At 48.7% G+C, this 19,903-nt stretch carries 20 protein-coding genes; 2 read left to right on the top strand and 18 right to left on the bottom strand.

What is annotated here, in order from left to right; genetic code table 11:
- Positions 1-11 precede the first annotated feature (11 nt).
- The 11 genes from smc to BBG47_RS02065 form a co-directional block, all read right to left on the bottom strand.
- A complete protein-coding gene (smc, locus tag BBG47_RS02115; RefSeq protein ID WP_065290315.1) occupies positions 12-3,584 on the bottom strand; it encodes a chromosome segregation protein SMC in 3,573 nt (1,190 codons plus the stop codon).
- 211 nt (positions 3,585-3,795) lie between these two features.
- Positions 3,796-4,494 carry a ribonuclease III gene (gene rnc, locus BBG47_RS02110; protein ID WP_021256596.1) on the bottom strand — a complete coding sequence of 233 codons (699 nt, stop codon included), beginning with the start codon at positions 4,492-4,494 and terminating at the stop codon, positions 3,796-3,798.
- 12 nt (positions 4,495-4,506) lie between these two features.
- The gene (gene fabF, locus BBG47_RS02105; RefSeq protein WP_021256597.1) at positions 4,507-5,745 is read right to left on the bottom strand and encodes a beta-ketoacyl-ACP synthase II; all 1,239 of its coding nucleotides are present in this window, start codon (positions 5,743-5,745) and stop codon (positions 4,507-4,509) included.
- A 122-nt stretch (positions 5,746-5,867) separates the two neighbouring features.
- Complete coding sequence (gene acpP / locus BBG47_RS02100; RefSeq protein WP_005551886.1) at positions 5,868-6,104, bottom strand: acyl carrier protein; 237 nt, start codon at positions 6,102-6,104, stop codon at positions 5,868-5,870.
- A gap of 203 nt (positions 6,105-6,307) precedes the next feature.
- Positions 6,308-7,054 carry a 3-oxoacyl-[acyl-carrier-protein] reductase gene (gene fabG / locus BBG47_RS02095; protein ID WP_065290314.1) on the bottom strand — a complete coding sequence of 249 codons (747 nt, stop codon included), beginning with the start codon at positions 7,052-7,054 and terminating at the stop codon, positions 6,308-6,310.
- Between the two features lie 120 nt (positions 7,055-7,174).
- Positions 7,175-8,104, bottom strand: coding sequence for an ACP S-malonyltransferase (gene fabD, locus BBG47_RS02090; RefSeq protein WP_065290313.1), 930 nt, complete (start codon positions 8,102-8,104; stop codon positions 7,175-7,177).
- An 81-nt stretch (positions 8,105-8,185) separates the two neighbouring features.
- The gene (locus BBG47_RS02085) at positions 8,186-9,172 is read right to left on the bottom strand and encodes a beta-ketoacyl-ACP synthase III (protein WP_021256600.1); all 987 of its coding nucleotides are present in this window, start codon (positions 9,170-9,172) and stop codon (positions 8,186-8,188) included.
- Positions 9,173-9,182: 10 nt separating this feature from the next.
- Positions 9,183-10,181, bottom strand: coding sequence for a phosphate acyltransferase PlsX (gene plsX, locus BBG47_RS02080; RefSeq protein WP_065290312.1), 999 nt, complete (start codon positions 10,179-10,181; stop codon positions 9,183-9,185).
- Positions 10,165-10,785: a transcription factor FapR gene (gene fapR, locus BBG47_RS02075; protein ID WP_028531217.1), complete on the bottom strand. Its 621-nt coding sequence runs from the start codon at positions 10,783-10,785 to the stop codon at positions 10,165-10,167. Before fapR ends, plsX begins: the two co-directional genes overlap by 17 nt.
- A 269-nt stretch (positions 10,786-11,054) precedes the next feature.
- Positions 11,055-11,228 carry a 50S ribosomal protein L32 gene (rpmF, locus tag BBG47_RS02070; protein WP_019424932.1) on the bottom strand — a complete coding sequence of 58 codons (174 nt, stop codon included), beginning with the start codon at positions 11,226-11,228 and terminating at the stop codon, positions 11,055-11,057.
- A 48-nt stretch (positions 11,229-11,276) separates the two neighbouring features.
- Positions 11,277-11,792: a YceD family protein gene (locus BBG47_RS02065; RefSeq protein WP_065290311.1), complete on the bottom strand. Its 516-nt coding sequence runs from the start codon at positions 11,790-11,792 to the stop codon at positions 11,277-11,279.
- Between the two features lie 257 nt (positions 11,793-12,049).
- Here BBG47_RS02065 and BBG47_RS02060 point away from each other — a divergent pair, with 257 nt between their 5' ends.
- Positions 12,050-13,318: a nucleotidyltransferase gene (locus BBG47_RS02060; RefSeq protein WP_065290310.1), complete on the top strand. Its 1,269-nt coding sequence runs from the start codon at positions 12,050-12,052 to the stop codon at positions 13,316-13,318.
- A 220-nt stretch (positions 13,319-13,538) separates the two neighbouring features.
- Here the strand turns inward: BBG47_RS02060 and BBG47_RS02055 are convergent, their stop codons facing one another.
- Positions 13,539-14,612 (bottom strand): YlbL family protein, encoded by a 1,074-nt coding sequence (locus tag BBG47_RS02055; protein WP_065290309.1) that lies wholly within the window; start codon positions 14,610-14,612, stop codon positions 13,539-13,541.
- 127 nt (positions 14,613-14,739) lie between these two features.
- Between BBG47_RS02055 and BBG47_RS02050 the strand changes: the two genes are divergently transcribed.
- A complete protein-coding gene (locus BBG47_RS02050; protein WP_065290308.1) occupies positions 14,740-16,008 on the top strand; it encodes a nucleoside recognition domain-containing protein in 1,269 nt (422 codons plus the stop codon).
- A 53-nt stretch (positions 16,009-16,061) separates the two neighbouring features.
- Here the strand turns inward: BBG47_RS02050 and coaD are convergent, their stop codons facing one another.
- From coaD to BBG47_RS29770, 6 genes are all read right to left on the bottom strand, one after another.
- Positions 16,062-16,577, bottom strand: coding sequence for a pantetheine-phosphate adenylyltransferase (coaD, locus tag BBG47_RS02045; RefSeq protein ID WP_065290307.1), 516 nt, complete (start codon positions 16,575-16,577; stop codon positions 16,062-16,064).
- A gap of 73 nt (positions 16,578-16,650) precedes the next feature.
- On the bottom strand, positions 16,651-17,241 hold the full coding sequence (gene rsmD, locus BBG47_RS02040) for a 16S rRNA (guanine(966)-N(2))-methyltransferase RsmD (RefSeq protein WP_083189035.1): 591 nt from the start codon (positions 17,239-17,241) through the stop codon (positions 16,651-16,653).
- A gap of 238 nt (positions 17,242-17,479) precedes the next feature.
- Positions 17,480-18,064 (bottom strand): NAD(P)H-dependent oxidoreductase, encoded by a 585-nt coding sequence (locus tag BBG47_RS02035; protein ID WP_065290306.1) that lies wholly within the window; start codon positions 18,062-18,064, stop codon positions 17,480-17,482.
- A gap of 497 nt (positions 18,065-18,561) precedes the next feature.
- A complete protein-coding gene (locus BBG47_RS31040; protein ID WP_260612203.1) occupies positions 18,562-18,696 on the bottom strand; it encodes a hypothetical protein in 135 nt (44 codons plus the stop codon).
- A complete protein-coding gene (locus BBG47_RS02030; protein WP_065290305.1) occupies positions 18,680-19,210 on the bottom strand; it encodes an accessory gene regulator ArgB-like protein in 531 nt (176 codons plus the stop codon). Before BBG47_RS02030 ends, BBG47_RS31040 begins: the two co-directional genes overlap by 17 nt.
- Complete coding sequence (locus BBG47_RS29770; RefSeq protein WP_065290304.1) at positions 19,155-19,871, bottom strand: hypothetical protein; 717 nt, start codon at positions 19,869-19,871, stop codon at positions 19,155-19,157. Before BBG47_RS29770 ends, BBG47_RS02030 begins: the two co-directional genes overlap by 56 nt.
- Positions 19,872-19,903 lie beyond the last annotated feature (32 nt).

Below are 19,903 nucleotides of genomic sequence, written 5' to 3'. Positions count from 1 at the left end.
TTCCCCGCCCCTTATGCAATGATTGCTTCGTCATCTTCCAACTTCACGGATACGAGCTTCGATACGCCGCCCTCTTCCATCGTGACACCGTACAGTACATCAGCTTCTTCCATCGTCCCTTTGCGATGCGTGACGACGATAAACTGAGTCTGCTCGGAGAATTCACGCAAATATTGGGCGAAGCGTGTAACGTTTGCTTCATCGAGTGCCGCTTCAACCTCATCAAGCACGCAGAACGGCACTGGCTTCACATGCAATATCGCAAATAGCAGCGCCATTGCTGTCAAGGCACGCTCACCGCCGGACAACAGCTGTAAATTTTGCAGCTTCTTGCCTGGTGGCTGCGCCACAATGTCAATCCCCGTTTCCAGTATATGTTCCGGATCAATCAGAACGAGATCAGCCCGTCCACCGCCGAACAGCTTGGAGAACACGACTACGAACTGTTTGCGGATCGCATCGAATGTTGCTTTGAACCGCTTCGACATCTCGTCATCCATCTCGCGGATAACTTGATAGAGCGTCGTCTTCGCTTCAATCAGATCATTTTTCTGTTCACTGAGGAACTGATAGCGCTCATTCACACGTTCAAACTCATCGATCGCACCAAGGTTTACTTCGCCAAGTGCTGCAATCTGTTTCTTCAGATCGCGCACTTCCAGCTTCGCTTCCTCAATGTTCTCAGGTACTACGTATCGATGCTTCGCCAGTTCAAAGCTAATCTCGTACTCTTCACTGAGTTTGCGCAGCAAGTTATCCAGTTCAACATCAAGGCGATTCGCTTGAATCTCCGTCTGACGCATCGACTCCTCCACTTGCTTCAGCTCCGTACGCTGCTCCTTCGTATCGCTTTCTGCAAGCTCCAGTCTTGCCACACATTGCGCACGATCCGCACGTTTGAACTCAATCTGCTTGCCCGTTTCTTGTTTCTTCACATGGAAATGGTTCAAGTCTTCAGTCTGCTTCATCGTCTCACGCTCAGCGGTCTCCAGATCAATCTGTACCTGAATCAACCCTTGCGTCAACTGCGTATACTCTTGTTCGTACGCCTTGGCTTCCTGCTCAGAGCGTGTCAACTGCTCCTGCAGCGAGAAAGATTCCTGATCGAGCTTCCCTTGACGAACCTTCAAGTCCGTAAGCTGTGATTGCAGCACTTCCTTCTCTGACTCGTTCGCCTTGCGTGCAGATTCCGCTGTCTCAATCGAGACATGCAGACGATCCTCATCAATCTTCAACTCGTCGAGCCGAGCCTCCGCGGTACGACGCCCAGCGTCCAGCGTGGACATCTCCTCCGCAGCGTGTGTAAGCTCCTGCTGCTCCACCTCGAGCGCTTCTGCCAACTGGCGTTCTTCCTTCTCCAGCTGCGCAATCTCGCTCGTCAGCTGCTGTTCATTGATGCGCTTCGTTTCGCCTTGCTCGCGAAGGTCATCGAGCCGTTTCAGTCCCGTCGTTGTGCGCTGCTTCAGCTCCGTATACGTCTCCGTCAGCTTGGCAAGCTGCTTATCAGCTTCCTTAATATCTGCTTCCAGCTGTTCCAATTGACGCTGGCGTCCGAGCAGGTTCGCGCTCTTCTTATTCAAGCTTCCGCCTGTCATTGAGCCGCCGGCATTGACAACATCGCCTTCAAGCGTCACCACACGATAACGGTACTGCAGCTTCGCCGCAATTCGGTTCGCATCTTCCAGCGATTTCGCAAGGACCACATTGCCGAGCAAGCTGCCGACAATACTTGCATATATGTCGTCCGACTTTACCAAATCCGCCGCTACACCTACAAAGCCTTCCGTACCATTCACAATTCGACGGTCTGTCTCATGTAAGGAGCGTGGTCGAATAACATCCAGCGGCAAGAATGTCGCACGTCCTAATTGACGCTGCTTCAGGAACATGATGGCATTCCGCGATACCGACTCATTCTCCATAACGATATGCTGTAAGGCTGCGCCAAGTGCAGTCTCAATCGCCGTCTCCAATTGCTCTGGCACACGGATCAATTCCGCAACCGCACCATGTACGCCCTGCAATCCATTCGGTCGACGTGCAGCCTTAAGCACTTCCCGTACGCCGAGCATGAAGCCGTCAAAGTCATTTTGCAGCTCCTGCATCGTATCACGACGAGACACCATTGCATCGGCTTTTTGCTGCCATTTGCGCACAGCCTGCTCCGTCTCGGAGAGAAGCGACTCATCCTGCTTCAACTGCTCACTCTCTGTAAGATAACGATTACGAATGTACGCCAAATCTCCTGTTAGCGTTTCACTGCGGCGCTTGGCATCTTCGACCTTCTTCTGAAGATCCTTCTGCTCCTGCTCGCGCTTGTTGCGTGCTGTATTCATTTTATCGAGACGCTTTTGCAGGGATTCCTTCTGCTGGTCATAGTAGCGAATATCATTGCGCTGCTGCGCCATTTGATTCATTACTTCGAGCAGCTGACCCTTCAAGCTCTCTTCCGCGTCTGAGCTTGTCCCGCCAGCTACGCCAGCAAGCCGTGTCTCTTCGGCAACGATAAGTCCGCGAATTTCAGCCAGTTCAGTCTGCAAGGCCAACAGCTTCTCGCGAACAGATTGCACTTCCAACTGCTTCGCACGCATTCGTTCCGAAGTCGTCGTCAGCGTTGTCTTCATCTGCTGCTCATTGGACGTCAGATTCCGCTTGCGCTCCCTCAGAACCTCGCCTTGTCCTTCGCACTTCTCATACTCCTCACTGTAATGAAGAAGCGTTGCCTGGAGCTTCTCGAGCTCCTCTTCCAGCTTGCGAAGCTCAATGCGGTGCACTTCCAGCTTGGCATCATGCTCGCTTACTACCGTTGACAAGGACAATTCACGTTCCTTCAACTGTCCTAGCTTCTCGTTCGCCTGTTGCCAAGTGATGTGAAGCTCCTCAATTTGATGAACGTAAACTGCAATTTCTTTGTTCTTCAACCATTCACGAAGCTGCTTATAGTGTCTAGCCTTCTCAGACTGCTCCTTAAGCGGCCCGATCTGATCCTCTAGCTCCACCACAAGATCGTGAATGCGGAGCAAGTTCTGCTCGGTCTCATCCAGCTTCTTCTTCGCGTCTCGCTTCCGAGACTTGTATTTCACAATCCCAGACGCCTCTTCGAATATCCCACGACGATCTTCTGAACGAGTACTGAGGATTTCTTCAATTCGGCCTTGTCCGATAATGGAATATGCTTCTTTCCCGATTCCTGTGTCCATGAACAGTTCGGTGATATCCTTCAATCGACAAGCTTGCTTATTAATAAAATATTCACTGTCGCCGCTTCGATGCACACGACGTGTCACCGTCACTTCATTGAAATCAAGCGGAAGTGTCTCATCGCTGTTATCGAGCGTTAAGGACACTTCTCCATAGTTCACTGCTTTGCGCGCATCACTGCCTGCAAAGATAATGTCTTCCATCTTCCCGCCGCGAAGTGACTTGGCGCTCTGTTCCCCGAGCACCCAACGGATTGCGTCAGAGATATTACTCTTTCCGCTGCCGTTTGGGCCGACAACGCCGGTGATTCCCTGGACGAACTCTAATTCCGTCCGATCCGCGAACGATTTAAAGCCCGCCAGTTCTAACCTTTTTAAGAACATCGTTCTACGATCACCTCAACGATTATTGTACCATATCGCGAATCCGAATCGTCGCATGGACATGCTGTCAAATTTCCGCGCGGTAACGTAGCTTCGGACAAAGAAAGAGCAAAAACCAGCCTGTAAGCAGCTCCAATTCCGCTCGCTTCGCGCGCTGTTCTTTGCTCTTTCTGCGAAACTGGCCGACGCACGCGCCGGCCTTACCAGTACGTTATGATTTCGGAATGACTAATTGCTCGAGCGCCTGTGCCGCGGCTTGTTGTTCCGCTTCTTTCTTCGAGCGGCCAACTCCGCGACCTAAACATTCGTCACCCATACATACTTCAGATACGAATTCACGTTCATGTGCTGGGCCGCGCTCTTCGATAATTCGATATTCGAGCGAACCCAAATTGTGATGCTGCGTCAATTCCTGCAGCTGTGTCTTGTAATCATTCGTCTGCAGCTTGCCGTCAAGCGTGATTTGCGGGAAAATATGCTCACGCAGAAAATCCCGCACCACCTCTAAGCCTTGATCCAAATAGAGCGCGCCGATGAACGATTCAAAAACATCCGCCAACAATGCGGGACGCGTACGTCCTCCCGTCAGCTCCTCTCCCTTGCCTAACAGAACATACTTGCCGAAACCAAGCTGGTTAGCAAATTTGACAAGAGATGGCTCACAGACGATGGAAGCACGCATCTTGGTCAACTCCCCTTCGGGCCGTGTCGGACATCGGTGATACAAAAATTCTGACACCGTCAGCTCCAACACAGCATCGCCCAAAAATTCAAGGCGTTCGTTGTCTTGGTGCTGGCCGAAGCGGTGTTCGTTCACATAGGAAGCATGGGTGAACGCTTGTTTCAACAGCTGTCTGTTCCGAAAATGAATGTTCAGTTTCTGTTGTAACTGCTTCAATTCTACACTCAACTGTCTGACTCCTTATGCTTCGTATTTCTTCAAGACAATTGTAGCGTTATGTCCGCCGAAGCCAAATGAGTTGGACATCGCTACTTGTACATCAGCTTTACGAGCTACGTTCGGAACGTAATCGAGGTCACATTCCGGATCCTGATTTTCCAGGTTGATCGTCGGCGGAATCATGCCATGCTGCAGTACCAAGCTGCAAATGACTGCCTCTACGCCACCTGCTGCACCGAGAAGATGCCCTGTCATGGATTTCGTTGAACTCACTGCTGTCTTATAAGCATGGTCGCCTAGCGCTGACTTGATCGCTTTCGTCTCCGAACGATCTCCTACTGGAGTCGAGGTACCATGTGCGTTGATGTAATCAATCTGCTCTGGTGCCAATTCGCCATCCGCCAGCGCACGAGTCATGCACAATGCTGCTCCTGTCGGGTCAGGCTCTGTCATATGGTGAGCGTCACCGCTCATCCCATAGCCAGCCACTTCCCCATAGATACGAGCGCCGCGTGCTAGAGCATGCTCCAGCGACTCCAGAACAAGTACGCCTGCTCCTTCGCCCATAACGAAACCGTCACGGTCTACATCGAACGGGCGGCTAGCGCGCTCTGGCTCATCGTTGCGAGTCGACATCGCACGCATCGCGCAGAAGCCTGCCATACCGATCGGACGGATCGTCGCTTCTGCTCCGCCACAGATCATTACATCCGCGTCGCCCCGCTGAATAATCTTGTATGCGTCGCCAATGGAATGCGTCCCCGTCGCACATGCGGATACAGCTGCTGTATTCGGTCCGCGAGCTCCAACAGTGATGGAGACTTGGCCAGATGCCATGTTCGCAATCATCATCGGAATGAAGAATGGACTAACGCGCTTAACGCCTTTCTCCATCAATATCGTATGCTGATCTTCCCATGTGCCAAGACCACCAATACCGGATCCGACGATAACGCCAACACGATCTGGATTCGTCTGTTCTCTTACATCCAGCTTCGCGTCTTCCAAGGCGTTCTTACTTGCAGCTACTGCGAATTGGACAAATCGATCCATACGCCTTGTTTCTTTTTTATCCATGAAATCTTCTGGATTGAAATCCTTCACGGAAGCGGCAATTTGCGTCGGATAATCGGTAACATCAAACGCTTCTATGTGAGATACTCCAGACTTCCCTTCCAACAGGTTATTCCAGAATGTCTCAATATCCGAGCCGAGAGCGGTCACGACACCCATGCCGGTCACTACAACCCTGTGCTTCAATCAGAATCACCTCTACTTCTGCAGTTCAAGCTTCTATATGATGGAGAATGCGGCATACCGCCGCATTCAGATATTGCAATAATGAGGAGAAGTCCCGTTAACGAAGAACGGGACTCAGTAACTTAGGTATGAGATTGTATGTAATTCACTACTTCTCCAACCGAAGTAATTTTCTCCGCGTCTTCATCAGAGATTTCCATATCAAACTCATCTTCCAATTCCATCACCAATTCCACAACATCGAGGGAATCAGCGCCAAGATCCTCCTTGAAAGATGCTTCAAGCGTTACTTCTGCCTCATCAACGCCAAGGCGTTCAACGATGATGCGCTTTACACGCTCCAACACTTCTGCTGACATCCGGTTCACCTCCTCTTTGGTATTATACGAAAAAACATTGTAAATTGCCATATCAAAACGGCTTGCTGGTAGAAACGACCTGATCTCTCACAGTCGTTTCCACTTATTAGGGAAAAGATGCTTTATTGCTGATCGCTCAACACTTATGCACACCTACCCATTATATCGCTTAACGTTCATGCTGCCATGAACGGAGAAGCCTCCTACATGTACATGCCGCCATCCACATGGATCGTCTGGCCTGTCATATATTCCGCATCATCAGATGCCAGGAAGCGAACTGCCTTCGCAATATGCTCTGGCTGACCTAGACGATTAAGCGGGATCTGACTAAGCAGCTGCCCCTTCATCTCTTCAGACAGTGCATCCGTCATATCTGTCTCAATAAAGCCTGGCGCCACACAGTTGACGGTAATGCCACGGGATGCAAGCTCGCGCGCAGACGCCTTAGTAAGGCCGATTACACCAGCCTTAGCTGCTACATAGTTGGCTTGACCCGGATTGCCAATTACACCTACGACGGACGAGATATTAATAATGCGGCCAGAGCGCTGTTTCATCATCGGGCGAGTCACTGCCTTTACGCAATTGAATACACCCTTCAAATTCGTCTCAATGACTTGATCAAACTCTTCTTCCTTCATCCGCATAATTAAATTATCTCTTGTAATTCCGGCATTATTCACCAATATGTCAATACGGCCAAATTGATCCAACGCTGTCTTTACAAGAAGATCCGCCTCTTCTGTCTTGCCCACATTTGCTTGAACGGTGATGGCTTTGCGTCCCATTGCCTCGATCGCAGCTGCAGTGTCCTTAGCTGCCGCTTCGCTGCCTGCATAGTTCACAACAACATTTGCACCAGCCTCAGCCAGACTTAGCGCAATTGCTCGTCCTATGCCGCGAGAAGCGCCTGTGACAACCGCCACTTTGCCTTCAAAGCTCGACATGGTCATGTTCCTCCCTTATACTTGCCTGGGCGTATTCCGCAGCGGGTTACGCCCAGCATCACTAGAATGATAATTGCAGACATAAGATAGATAAAAATATCGATTGCATGTATGCTGTAATTATTCTGCAAGGTACGCTTCTATGGCTGCTAGGCTATTGATCGATACAATCTTCACCGAACGGTCTATCTTCTTAATCAGTCCAGCAAGAACGGAGCCTGAACCCAACTCAATGAATGTATCAACGCCCTGCTCGATCATATAGCGCACACTGTCTTCCCACAATACTGGCGAGAACACTTGCTCTACGAGCAGCTCACGAAGTAGCTCGCCCGCTTCCTCTGGACGTGCAGATACATTGGCCACAACCGGTACAGAAGCATCTTGGAAGGCAACGGTCTTCAAGACTTCGCCCAGTCGTTCTGCTGCTGGCTTCATTAACAGCGAATGGAATGGCCCGCTAACCGCCAGTTGTTTCACAAGTTTAGCGCCAGCTTCTTTCCCACGTTCGGCAACCGCCGCTACACCCTCCGCTGTACCTGATACAACGATTTGGCCAGGACAGTTTACGTTCGCCATCTCTACTGAACCTGTTGTTCGGCTAATATCATCACACAGCGCTCCCAACTGCTCGCGCTCTGCGCCTAATACAGCCGCCATGGCACCTTGTCCGTGCGGAACAGCCTGCTCCATGAATTGTCCTCGCTGCCGCACAATAGCGACTGCATCCTCGAAGGATAGAACCCCCGCTACAACAAGCGCACTATATTCACCCAAGCTGTGTCCTGCGACGAAGTCTGGACGAACACCAGACGCTTCAAACGCGCGATACAGTGCATAGCTCGTAACAAGAAGCGCAGGCTGTGTATTTGCTGTCTGCTTCAAGTCTTCCTCCGGCCCATTGAATACGAGCTCCTTCAGAGGGAATCCAAGTACCTGCTCTGCTGTATCGAAAGCCTGCTGTGCAGCAGGAACGGCCTCATAGACGTCCTTGCCCATACCAATCGCTTGAGCACCTTGTCCTGGAAAAACGAATGCAATTTTACCCAAGATTGTCCACTCCTTAATCTTATCCATGAATGAGTATAAATCAGAACTGTGTTTTCCATAATCACAGAGAAGGACATCCTTCTACCACACGATAACCGAAGCGCCCCATGTCAAGCCGCCGCCGAAGCCAACGAGCAGGATCGTGTCTCCCTCTTGAATGCGGCCTTGCTCTGCAGCCTCTGCAAGTGCAAGCGGGATGGAAGCTGCCGACGTATTCGCATAGTAAGGCAAATTAATAACGCATTTGTCCTCCGACAGGTTCAGCCGCTCCAGAGCTGCATGGATAATCCGCGTATTCGCCTGGTGTGGAACCATCAAGCTAACATCTTCCTTTTTCTTCCCTGCCTTCTCAAGCGCTTCTTCTGCCGCATTTCCCATAATGCGAACAGCGAACTTGAATACTTCGCGACCGTTCATATAAAGATAATGGCGCTTGTTTTCAACCGTCTCCGCCGACGCAGGCATACGCGAACCACCGGCTTCAATTTTCAGAAGTTCACCGCCATTGCCGTCCGCGCCAAGGACGAAGGATTGGAATCCTCGGCCTTCCGGTACTGGACCAAGCACCGCTGCACCCGCACCATCTCCGAACAGGATGCAAGTATTGCGATCCGTGTAATCCGTAATGCGCGACAAGCATTCTGCACCGATTACAAGTGCGTACTTGTATGTGCCCATTGCAATAAAGTTGCTTGCGTTAGCAAGTCCATATACAAATCCAGAGCATGCTGCTGACAAATCGAATGCTGCCGCTTTCGTCGCCCCAAGCCGCTTCTGAACAAGACAAGCGGTGGACGGGAATGACATATCTGGTGTAACAGTAGCTACGACAATCAAGTCCAATTCTTCTGCTGAGATGCCCGCCGCTTCCAGTGCCTTCTCCGCTGCATAAAAAGCCAAGTCAGAGGTTGCCTCATGCTCTGCCGCGATCCGACGCTCTTTAATTCCCGTTCGTGATACAATCCACTCATCGTTTGTATCGACCATTTTCTCCATGTCCGCATTTGTCAACACACGTTCGGGTACGTACTTACCTGTCCCAATGATTCCTACTGACCGTAAGCTCATCACGCATCACTCACTTCCCACTGTTAGTTCCGCCGACTCCCATAGAAATCGTCTCAATCAAATCATTTTGCAGCGCTAAACGTGCTTGCCGAACCGCATTATGAACGGCTCGCGCATCTGAAGAGCCGTGCGCCTTAATTACAAGTCCGTTCAAGCCTAACAGCGGAGCTCCGCCATGTTCCTTGTAATCCATCGTCTTGCGCAAGCCCTTAAGTGCTGGCATCAACATCGCTGCCGCAAGCTTCGTATACCATGTACGCGTGAACTCCCGCTTCAACACGCCAAATAATGAACTTGCCGTTCCTTCCAGCGATTTCAACATGACATTGCCAGCAAATCCATCGCACACGAGTACGTCACAAGTACTCTCCAATACGTCTCTGGCTTCGACATTGCCTACGAATTGAATCGGCAGCTCCGCGAGCAGCGGATAGACCTGCTTCGTCAATTCATTGCCCTTCATCGCCTCTGTACCTACGTTCAGCAGTCCGACGCGCGGCTTCGCCATGCCATGTACCTTCTCGCGATAAATACTGCCCATCAAGGCATACTGCGCAAGATGCTCAGGCTTGGCATCCATGTTCGCACCCAAGTCCAGCGCTAGCACGCCTCTGCCATCCATCGTTGGGATCATTGGAGCCAGTGCAGGCCGCTCCACACCATTCATACGGCCTACAATGAGAAGCCCTGTCGTCATCAACGCTCCCGTATTGCCTGCCGATATCATGCAATCCGCTTCACCTTCACGAACCATACGTCCCGCAACAACCATCGAGGCTTCCTTCTTGCGACGAACTGCCTTAACCGGTTCGTCATCCGCTTCAATTGTATCTGGCGCATGAATGATGCGCACATTCGATGGGGAAGTGGTCATATACGGAGTGAGCTTTGCTTCGTCTCCCACAAGCAGCAGTTCAACATCCGACCATTCCTTGGCTGCCGCCAATGCACCTTCTACATTGCTCTTCGGCGCATGATCTCCACCCATCGCATCAATGGCGATTCTCATGCAGTTCTCCTCCTTCGCTGCTAATCACCGTTCCTGCCGAACGATAAATGACAAAGTTCCCTTGGAACACCATTTCTTCTCCCACATAACTAAACACTTCCACCTTCGCCTTGCTTCGTTCGCCTGAAATTGAGCGTACATACGCTTTCGCGATACACTTCTCTCCCAGCTTCACGGAACGAAGAAAGCGAATATCCGCTGATGACGTTAATGCAATCTCATCATTAATGACCGCAACCGCAAGCGAGTTCGCTTGCGCGAACAGATGATGACCGCGTGCGATGTGTGTTCTTGAGAAGACGTGTTCATCACGGATTTCAAATATCGATATCCCGCTGCGATCCAGCTGCAGGTCAACAATATCACCAATAACTTCATGTAGCGGCAAGGATCTTACTTGATCGTAGGATTGCTCTGCCATTAGCTTCAATCGTTCCCTTAATTCAGGAATCCCGAGCTCCATCCGGTCAAGCCGAATCGTCTGGATACTCACCTTCAACTTGCGGGTTAATTCCTGATCAGTCACGAAGGGATTCTCTTCAATGATTGCGGCCAGCTGCTGCTGACGCTGTCTCTTAGGTAAACGCTCGATGTCCCGCACCACCTTTGCTCTTTGCCCAATATGCTAAAGGCTTGGCTTGCCGCAAAACTGCTGACTGTCCAACCCTTATGTATATCATAGATCATTTTCATCGATTTGAAAAAAGGTATTTAGAACCTGGTACTAAGAGTAGTATATATAAAAATGGGTCTAAAGGAAAGCACCAGTTTTTATCCCCCCTCTTTTCCTCCTAATATTATCCAGTATAAGAGAACAAAAAAAGTAGCACCCGTGAGATCACGAAGTACTACTTTTCCTGCATAGATATCCGATTATTGTTTGATAATCTCTCTAGCTTTGTATGTTCCGCACACTTTGCATACATGGTGCGCCAATTTCAACTCACCGCATTGTTCGCATTTTACCATGCCCGGCACGGACAATTTGAAGTGCGTACGGCGCTTGTCACGACGTGTTTTCGACGTTCTTCTTTGAGGTACTGCCATGTTTACACCTCCTTACCCAAGTTACGTGTTATTTCTACTGTCAGCTTTCTATTTCTTAAAGAAATCTTGTAACCCCGCCAGTCTCGGGTCGATTCGCTCAGTCGAGCATCCGCATGGATGTTCGTTGCGGTTCGTGCCGCAAGTCGGGCACAAACCCTTGCACGTCTCGTCGCATAGCGGCGCATACGGCAAGTTCATTAAGAGCGCCTCTTCCACGTAAGGCTTCAAGTTGACAAGGTCGTCCGCCACCGTAATGACGTCCTCCTCATCCCCTTCAGCGGGAAGATCAGTAGAGTCCTTCAGCTTGAACTGCTCATCAAACGGAATAACGTACGTCTCGGTAAACGATGTTAAACAACGCGAGCATTGCAGTTCCATCTTAGCGGTCAGCTTGCCATGAGCTCGAGCGAACCCATCACCTTCCGCCTTTACCGACAGTTCGACATGAACCGGTTCAGAAATGGTAACATCAGAGCGCTCACGCGCTACCTCGTCGGCACGAAATGCCGTATTAATCTGCGTTTCCCCTCTACCAGCAGTTATGTCTCGAAATCGAAATTCCATACTATCACTCCAAACAAACAAAATTAATTATAGCGATTAACGTCATGCTTTGTCAACCAAATTCGTTTGACAGTTTGCCAGAGCCGGAGCGCGATTCCCCTTCCTATGGAAAACCATTCAATCATGGTATGATTTGATTATCAACACCCGTGGATTGTCTGGGAAAGAGATCCGTCAATAAGCATTCAATGCATCTACTTTAGATACTATTGAGATACCATATTACCGCATTCAGCGCCTGAAAGGAAGAGACGTGAATGAGAACGCTCGGAATCGTCGTTGAATACAATCCGATGCATAACGGTCATGTATATCATCTCCAGCAATCGAAAAAAGTTTCAAATTGCGACGCAGTGGTCGCTGTCATGAGCGGACATTTCCTACAGCGTGGCGAACCAGCCTTGGCCGATAAATGGTCGCGAACGGATATGGCACTTGCAAATGGCGTCGACCTTGTCCTCGAATTGCCTGTTGCCTACGCTGTTCAGCCTGCGGAATGGTTCGCCTACGGCGCTGTTGCCACCCTGCAAGCGACAGGCGTAGTTGACGCTCTCTGCTTCGGCAGCGAGCTTGGTGATGTTGAACCGTTCTTACGTGCAGCAGATATCCTCGTTAACGAGCCTTCGGGCTTCACAGATCAGCTGCAGGAGCATCTGAAGGCAGGTTTAACCTACCCTGCTGCTTATGCCGCAGCAGCGGGACAAGCAATGACGGCAAGCCGCACCAGCCCTTCTTCATCCGAGGCTGCAGACTGGATGGCGCAGCCCAACAATTCCCTTGGCCTGCACTATGTAATGGCGCTCCGCCGATTGAATAGCGCAATCAAACCGCACACGATTGCTCGCACACAGGCCGGCTACCATGATACGGAAGCACCAGAAGGCTCAATCGCGAGCGCAACCGCCATTAGACGATTATGGACGGAAGAAGGCACTCTCGAGACATGCGCACAATATTTGCCGCCAAGCACACTGCGTATTCTTGAGCAGGAGCATCGCTTCGGCAGAGCACCAATGAGCTGGGATTGTTATACGCGTGAGCTGATATATCGGCTACATCAGTTGTCCCCTGAATCCATTGCGCGTCATCTAGAGGTTACGGAAGGGCTCGAGTACCGGGTGAAACAGGCACTCGGCCAAATGACAGCACAACGCGTGGAATCCCTGCTTGAGCAGCTCAAGACGAAGCGCTATACCCGAACGAAGCTGCAGCGGATGCTCGCGCATATTTTGCTTCACCATGACAAATTCCATTTTGGATCCGATGGCTTGAAGAAAGGGCCCTGGTACATTAGAGTTCTTGGGTTCACGGACACAGGACGCGCCCTGCTGAAGCGAATGAAGCAAAGCGCAGAACTGCCGATTGTGTTAAGCGTGAATCGCGATAACTTCAATCTCGGAGGTTATTGCGGCCTGGAAGCTGATATCCGAGCAACATCGCTGTATGCGAACGCCTTTGGGCGTTGGAATGCTCGTGATGCTTATCGGGACTATTACGAATCACCTCGGCGACATCAATCAAACTGAGGGAAGAATAAGCACAAAAGATCGAGCATGGGAGCATCTCGCCCTCACCTCGATCTTTTGTCCATCTAGCCCTTATTTCATATTAAGAAGATATATCAGCCTGTATTCCCTCATATCTGCATCACGATAGTTGCCCACTCCATGATCAGACAAGCTGTGCTTCATGCTATTAAAGCTCGCCGCTACTTATTCCACGAGCCCTTCGCTTTACTCTATACGTTTACTGAGCAGCCTTCTGCTCGGCGCCAAACTTCTGAATTGCGTTCAGTGCATCGCCCACTGTACGTACCGATACCAGCTTCATTTTCGTATTCATCGTTTCGAGCTTCGCCTTCGCTTCCGCATAATTGCCTTCTGGAGCAAGGAACAGCGCCGCCTTCTCACGATCAGCAGCCACAACCTTAAATTGAATGCCACCAATCACGCCTACATTCCCGCCAGGTTCAATCGTTCCTGTTCCTGCTATCCGATAGCCTTCAGTTAAGTCCCCTGGGGTTAAGCGGTTTATCAGCTCCAAGGTAAACATAAGCCCAGCGGATGGACCGCCAATGTCACTGTCTTTGAAGGTTATGGTTTTTCCTTTATCCTCAGGTATAGCTTCCTTGCGTTGTCCGTACCGAAGACCAAAGCCAACTCGCTTCTCCTCTTTCTTATTCGGATCCGTCAGTTCCACCAATGTCGCCTTTACAAGTTTCTCTTTCTTGTCACGCTCAACCTTGACCTGCACCGTTTCTCCAGCTTTGCGGCCCTTCATAACTGCTTGTAATGCTTCGAAATCATTAACCGGCTTACCATCGACTTCGATGATCCGATCATTGGTCTCGAACTCATTGTGCGCAAGGTTCGGGTAGTTGTAAATAACATACACGCCTTCGGATTTCAATTGGTACGGGATCTTCAACTGGTTATAGGCAGCCAGTACCGCGCCTAGCTGGGAATCACTCATGTTGAACAATTGCTCAGTCACATATTCCTGTTCGCTTCTTCCTTGTAGGGAATCCGCCTTCTTGCCAAACTCGGCATGCGGGTCAAATGATTTCCATAATAGCAATGCAAGGTTCGCATATGTGCGGCGCACCGTGGTAAGCATAAATGTCCCTTCTTCTGTGTCGTCTCCAGCTTGGACACTTACCATTGGCTTCACCTGCTCGGCACTGCCCGGCGTATATATCACATATGGTGTTGGCATATACACCATCACATACAAGAACAAGAGTGCTGCAAAGAACCATTTCCAACTGCCTAATCGCCAACGCTTCGAGCCTTGGCTGTCACGTACTGCTTCTTCTTCCATTATTGCATTCCCTCCTGCTGCTTCCGCTCGCCCCTGCTTCGTTGTACAAACTGGTCTAAAGCCTGTCTTTGGTACGTACATATGTGGAAGTACCCTACTTCCAATACTGTTGCAAGAGGTGAACATCATGTTTTCATTTCGAACGCCGCTATCCCAACACCCGCTAACGACGCTGTTGATGGGAAGTATGGCAGTTCTTCTCGTTATTTGCATTGTATCGTATCCGGATCAAGCATTCCAAGCATCACTTCAAGGCTTGAAAATATGGTGGAACATTATATTCCCGGCATTGCTGCCGTTCTTAGTATTGTCTGAAATGCTCTATGCTTATGGATTCGTCCATGGACTTGGTTCCTTGTTGGACCCCCTTATGCGTTTGTTGTTCCGTCTGCCTGGAGTTGGCGGCTGGGCGTGGGCGGTCGGCTGGACGGCCGGCTATCCAGCAGGAGCCAAGGCTGTTGCCCAACTGCGCAATCAACAGGTTCTATCTCGTCAGGAAGCTGAGCGGCTGCTCTGTCTGTCCCATACGAGCAGTCCCCTTTTTATTATAGCAGTCGTAGGTGTTGGGTTTATGCAGAAGCCTGAGCTTGGGCTAATCATCGCAATTATTCACTGGGCTTCCTCTATCCTAACTACACTTCTAATGCGGTTCATTCACCGCATGCGCCCTGAGTCGCAACCATTACGCACATCTGCTTCACTATCGAAATCTCACCAGAAATTCTACCAACGGATCATTGGGCAGATGGAGGGCGCCCATCGTCAGGATGGCCGTCCCTTCGGCAGAATGCTGGGCGAGTCCGTTACTTCAGCTGTCCAAACCTTAATGATGGTCGGCGGCTATATGATGATATTCTCCGTTATCATTCAAGTGCTGCGCATCGCAATTCCGCAGGAGCTTGGCAAATATATCTTGAACGGATTGCTTGAAGTAAATTTAGCGGCGTATACGCTCGGTTCAGCAGCATTCTCATCTCCTGTATTTCAAGCAGCGCTGCTCAGTTCCGTTATTGCCTGGAGCGGCATCAGTGCTCTTCTTCAAGTTCACAGCATTGTGAAGACGACGGATCTTCGCTTCGGCCATTTTATACTATCCCGTCTGCTTCATGCCTTATGTGCATTTCTGCTCACTTATATGCTATGGTCGCCACTTCATTCCCTGCTCCAATCATCAGATTCAGCAATGTCAGCATTATGTACGCTAGCAACCAACACATCCAATGCCTATGATGCGCCTGTAATCGCGGAATCAAGCAGCCTGCTTCCGTTATTGACTTTCATTAGTCATTTGCCAATATGGGCTCAAGCTTCCATGCTCATTCCCGTAGCCTGTCTATTCCTATTCACTTTATTCGTACTGGCACAAACCGTTGGACGGCTGTTCACCCGAGGCTAAACAAAAAAGTCCATATCGACCGTTGATTCATACTGGCGACATGGACCTGCTGCTTACTTTGAATCTTTGTATTTATCACGCAGTGCCAATTCTACTTCAGGTGCCACCAATTCGCTGACGTCACCATTGAATTTCGCAATTTCCTTGACCATGCTTGAGCTTAGATAGGAATATTTCGGATTCGTCATCATAAAGATCGTCTCTACTCGTGGGTTAAGCTTCTGATTCGTGGAAGCCATCTGCAGCTCATATTCGAAGTCTGTGACAGAGCGAATGCCGCGCACGATCACATGGCCCTGCTTCTGCTCCATATAATTGACCAGCAAATCACGGAAACTGTCAATTTCCACATTCGGGATATGCTGAGTAATCTGCCCAAGAAGCTCCTTCCGTTCCTCAACACTGAACATTGGCTGCTTCGACAAATTGTTCAACACCGCTACGATGAGCTTATCAAATTGCTTAGCCGCTCGTTGTATAATATCAAGATGCCCAAGTGTAACCGGATCGAAGCTTCCCGGATACACCGCAATGCGCGGCTCATGCACTTGCTCTGTATGTTCCGTCATGACAATGGATCCTCCTTATGCCCTACAGCAGATTATTCTTCTGCACGTTTCATTTCCTCATATGGTTATAAGCTTATGCGTTCTGTTCAAGCTCAGCTTCCTTCTCTGTCTGTTCCTTTACCCGATATACCGTAATTCCAATTTCTCCGTACTCTGTTTTCTTCCATACGTAGAGAGGACCGATCTCTTCGGGATATTCATGCTTCGAGTCATGCTCAACGACAATCGTCGCATCCTTCGAGATTAACCCGTCATTCCACATGCCTTCCAGCAGTTCGTCCGCATCCTTCAATCGATATGGCGGATCAAGAAAAATAAGTTCAAAAGAAATATCACGCTTCGCTAATGCCTTAATCGCCCGCTTGGCATCATTGCGGTATACTTCACTCTGCTCCGCGACCCCTGCCGCCTGAACGTTGTGCTTCACAACTTCGACAGCCTTGGGATCCTTGTCCACGAATATCGCTTGTTCCGCACCACGGCTAAGTGCCTCGATGCCAAGTCCGCCTGTTCCTGCGAACAGATCCAGCACACAGCCGCCGTCAAAATACGGCCCGATCATGCTGAACAAGGCTTCCTTGACTTTATCTGTCGTCGGCCGCGTCCCCATGCCGGGTACCGGCTTCAACGAACGACCTCTTGCTGTTCCTGAAATAACTCTCAATTCACTCCACCCATTCTTATGCGCCTCAGCGCAGCTTATCCGTATAATCATGATGGTATGTAACGGTAAACTTCTTGTATTTCGACGTTTATCGTACCACATTTTCTCCTAATTTGAAAAAGGAAAACGTGTCCTCATTCAGACTTAGCTTCTTCATCACACAATCCCTCTATAAAAAGAAAAGCTCCTTATCCGGAAATAGGGTTCCCGATAAGAAGCCTTATCTATCAACATCAACTTATCGATGCAGCTGCTGCAGCAGTTCCTTCACACTAACAAGCATCTGCTTGCGCGCTTCATCGTCAATTGTCGTCACGGATGCAAAGAACCGATGTACAAGCACTTTCATGCCGACAAATTCAAAAATGCCGCTGTCTGTCGTCTTCTGCATGGCCTCATACATGCCGCTCTGCTCATATTGCTCATGTGTGTTGCCATGTGTGGACAAGAGCAGCGCCGACTTCCCTAACAGCAGCTTCTCTATGCCGTCAGCACCATATTTGTAGGCGAAGCCATACGAAAACACACGGTCGATGTACCCCTTCATAATGGCAGGCATACTTGCCCACCAGATTGGATAAATCATGATGATATGATCTGCCCACGTAATATGACCCTGCTCCTCCTCAATATCAGGGGGCAGCTCATGCTGTCCGAATAATTCGAAGTCTTTGGCCGACAGCACCGGATTGAACTCCATTTCATACAAGTTGCGAACCAATGCGGCATGTCCCTGATCCTCCAATTCAGCTTGTACCATTTCCATAATGGCGTGATTGAAGCTGTTCGGATTGGGATGTGCGTATATAATCAGATGCCTCAACTCGATCTCCTCCTACATATATGACCATCACCCCTGCTTATACAGCTGGGCAAGTTCATTTTGGTTATAGGATGTGAGAAAGCGGCATCATTTATCGAGCCCTACAAATTTTTTTCGACATGTATATTTCTGCCCAATCGGGCAATCATTAAAGTATCGACATCATCGAATGTCGTAGACAACCGCGGAGAAGACTTACGTTTCCCCATAAGCTCTTCGTCCGGTTTCTCCTCTCCCATGAGGGTGTCCTAGCAATAGGGCACCCGTTTTAATTTACTCCAAACCCTTATACATAAGATTTCAAACGTTCTTTAGATGTTGTTTTATTCAGCGAGATTATCTTGGTGAGGACTTAATGGGGACTTAGCCAAAAACAGGATACTCTGTCCAAGCAATATCCAACTATGCTCTACACCGTTCACTAATTTCACTGAAGTGATGATACGGTTGCTAAAGCATTATATTGCCGGATATGATGAACTTTTCAAAGTACCATTTTAATTCTCATGCTTTACGTTCTTCAAAGCTGTTGGGAGTTTCTTAGCACCGAAAACGATCTTTGCTTTTTTCGCTTCTTTTTCAGCACTTTTCTCCAATCGTTTCATGAGAAACATTTCAATGTTCTTTTTCATCCTTGACACCTCCTTTCGGTAGTAATGTTAAGGCTTGTACAAAGAGAACAATCGCTATAACACTAGATTGCAGGATTAAGTTACCACTTGCTATCAACATTGCTATGTACTTATACAGTATATCATTTTTCTGGACAGTAAGTTCCTCAAACCAATTTGGGGCTCGAAAATAATAGATACAAACGGATACCAAAGTCAAAACAACAGCAGTCGTTTTCGATAGGAGTATCATAGGCGTTATCACACAAAATAATGAAGATATGATCATACACGCAGTTAGTGAAGAAAAATGTGCCCCTCCAGAAAACCTTCTAATAGCAGCTAATGCCACTAATGCTAGTATAGATTCATATAGATGTCCGAAGATAGTCCCTAAAGTTACTGTAATCAAGATTACTCCATATTTATTTAATTTCATTGCAATTCCATATTCTAAAACCTCTACATCAACATCGCTCTCAGGGTTGTTCTTCTTCAATTTTATTGCAATGTTTCTCGATATCGCTTCTAACACTTTCGTAATCTCCCCGATCCGAGTAATAGTAAGCAATGCCAAAGCTTGCTAATGAAAGTATCATGAGCAATATGTAATTCTGAGACAGGATTATTAATAAAGTCAGGAATATCGTTACTGCCGATATTATTCCCGAAATAACAACAATTCGATGACTATACTCTGAATACTTAATTCTGAATGTATCATGAGGCGGCACGATGATGAATGAAAATCCTCTTCCCGTCATCCATAGGAATAAGGCAATGGCCGCACCAACAACAATAGAACATAATTGAATAGCGTTGACAGGGAACCCCGTATAAACAAATATTACTGATTTATCAGCTATCCCTATGGTGGCCAAACAGTAGTATACAATCATTTGGATCGATATGTATGCCGATAATCCTGATCCGATAATAAATGCTGCATAATGCAGCCTGTATTCCAACACGGAATAGTAAAACATTACAAATATGATATATTGCAAGGGCAAATCCAAAGCAGGTAAATTAATTACAGTCCTCATTAAAAATGAACATATTACTAATGCTACGGATAATACAAGTATTTTATACTTGTACCTTAATAAAGGCTGCTTATATATCTTTAGGATCAAAGCATTAACAACTGCAGCATCGAGGGTACTAAATAATATGTAAGTTAAAGACTGACTCACTTTGCACCACCCTTTATAGTTATATAAGATTA

The sequence above is a fragment of the Paenibacillus sp. KS1 genome, from assembly GCF_001680695.1.
GTDB lineage: Bacteria > Bacillota > Bacilli > Paenibacillales > Paenibacillaceae > Paenibacillus_B > Paenibacillus_B suaedae.
Note: the sequence above shows the minus strand (reverse complement) of the source record. Positions and strands in the feature narration are given on the sequence as shown.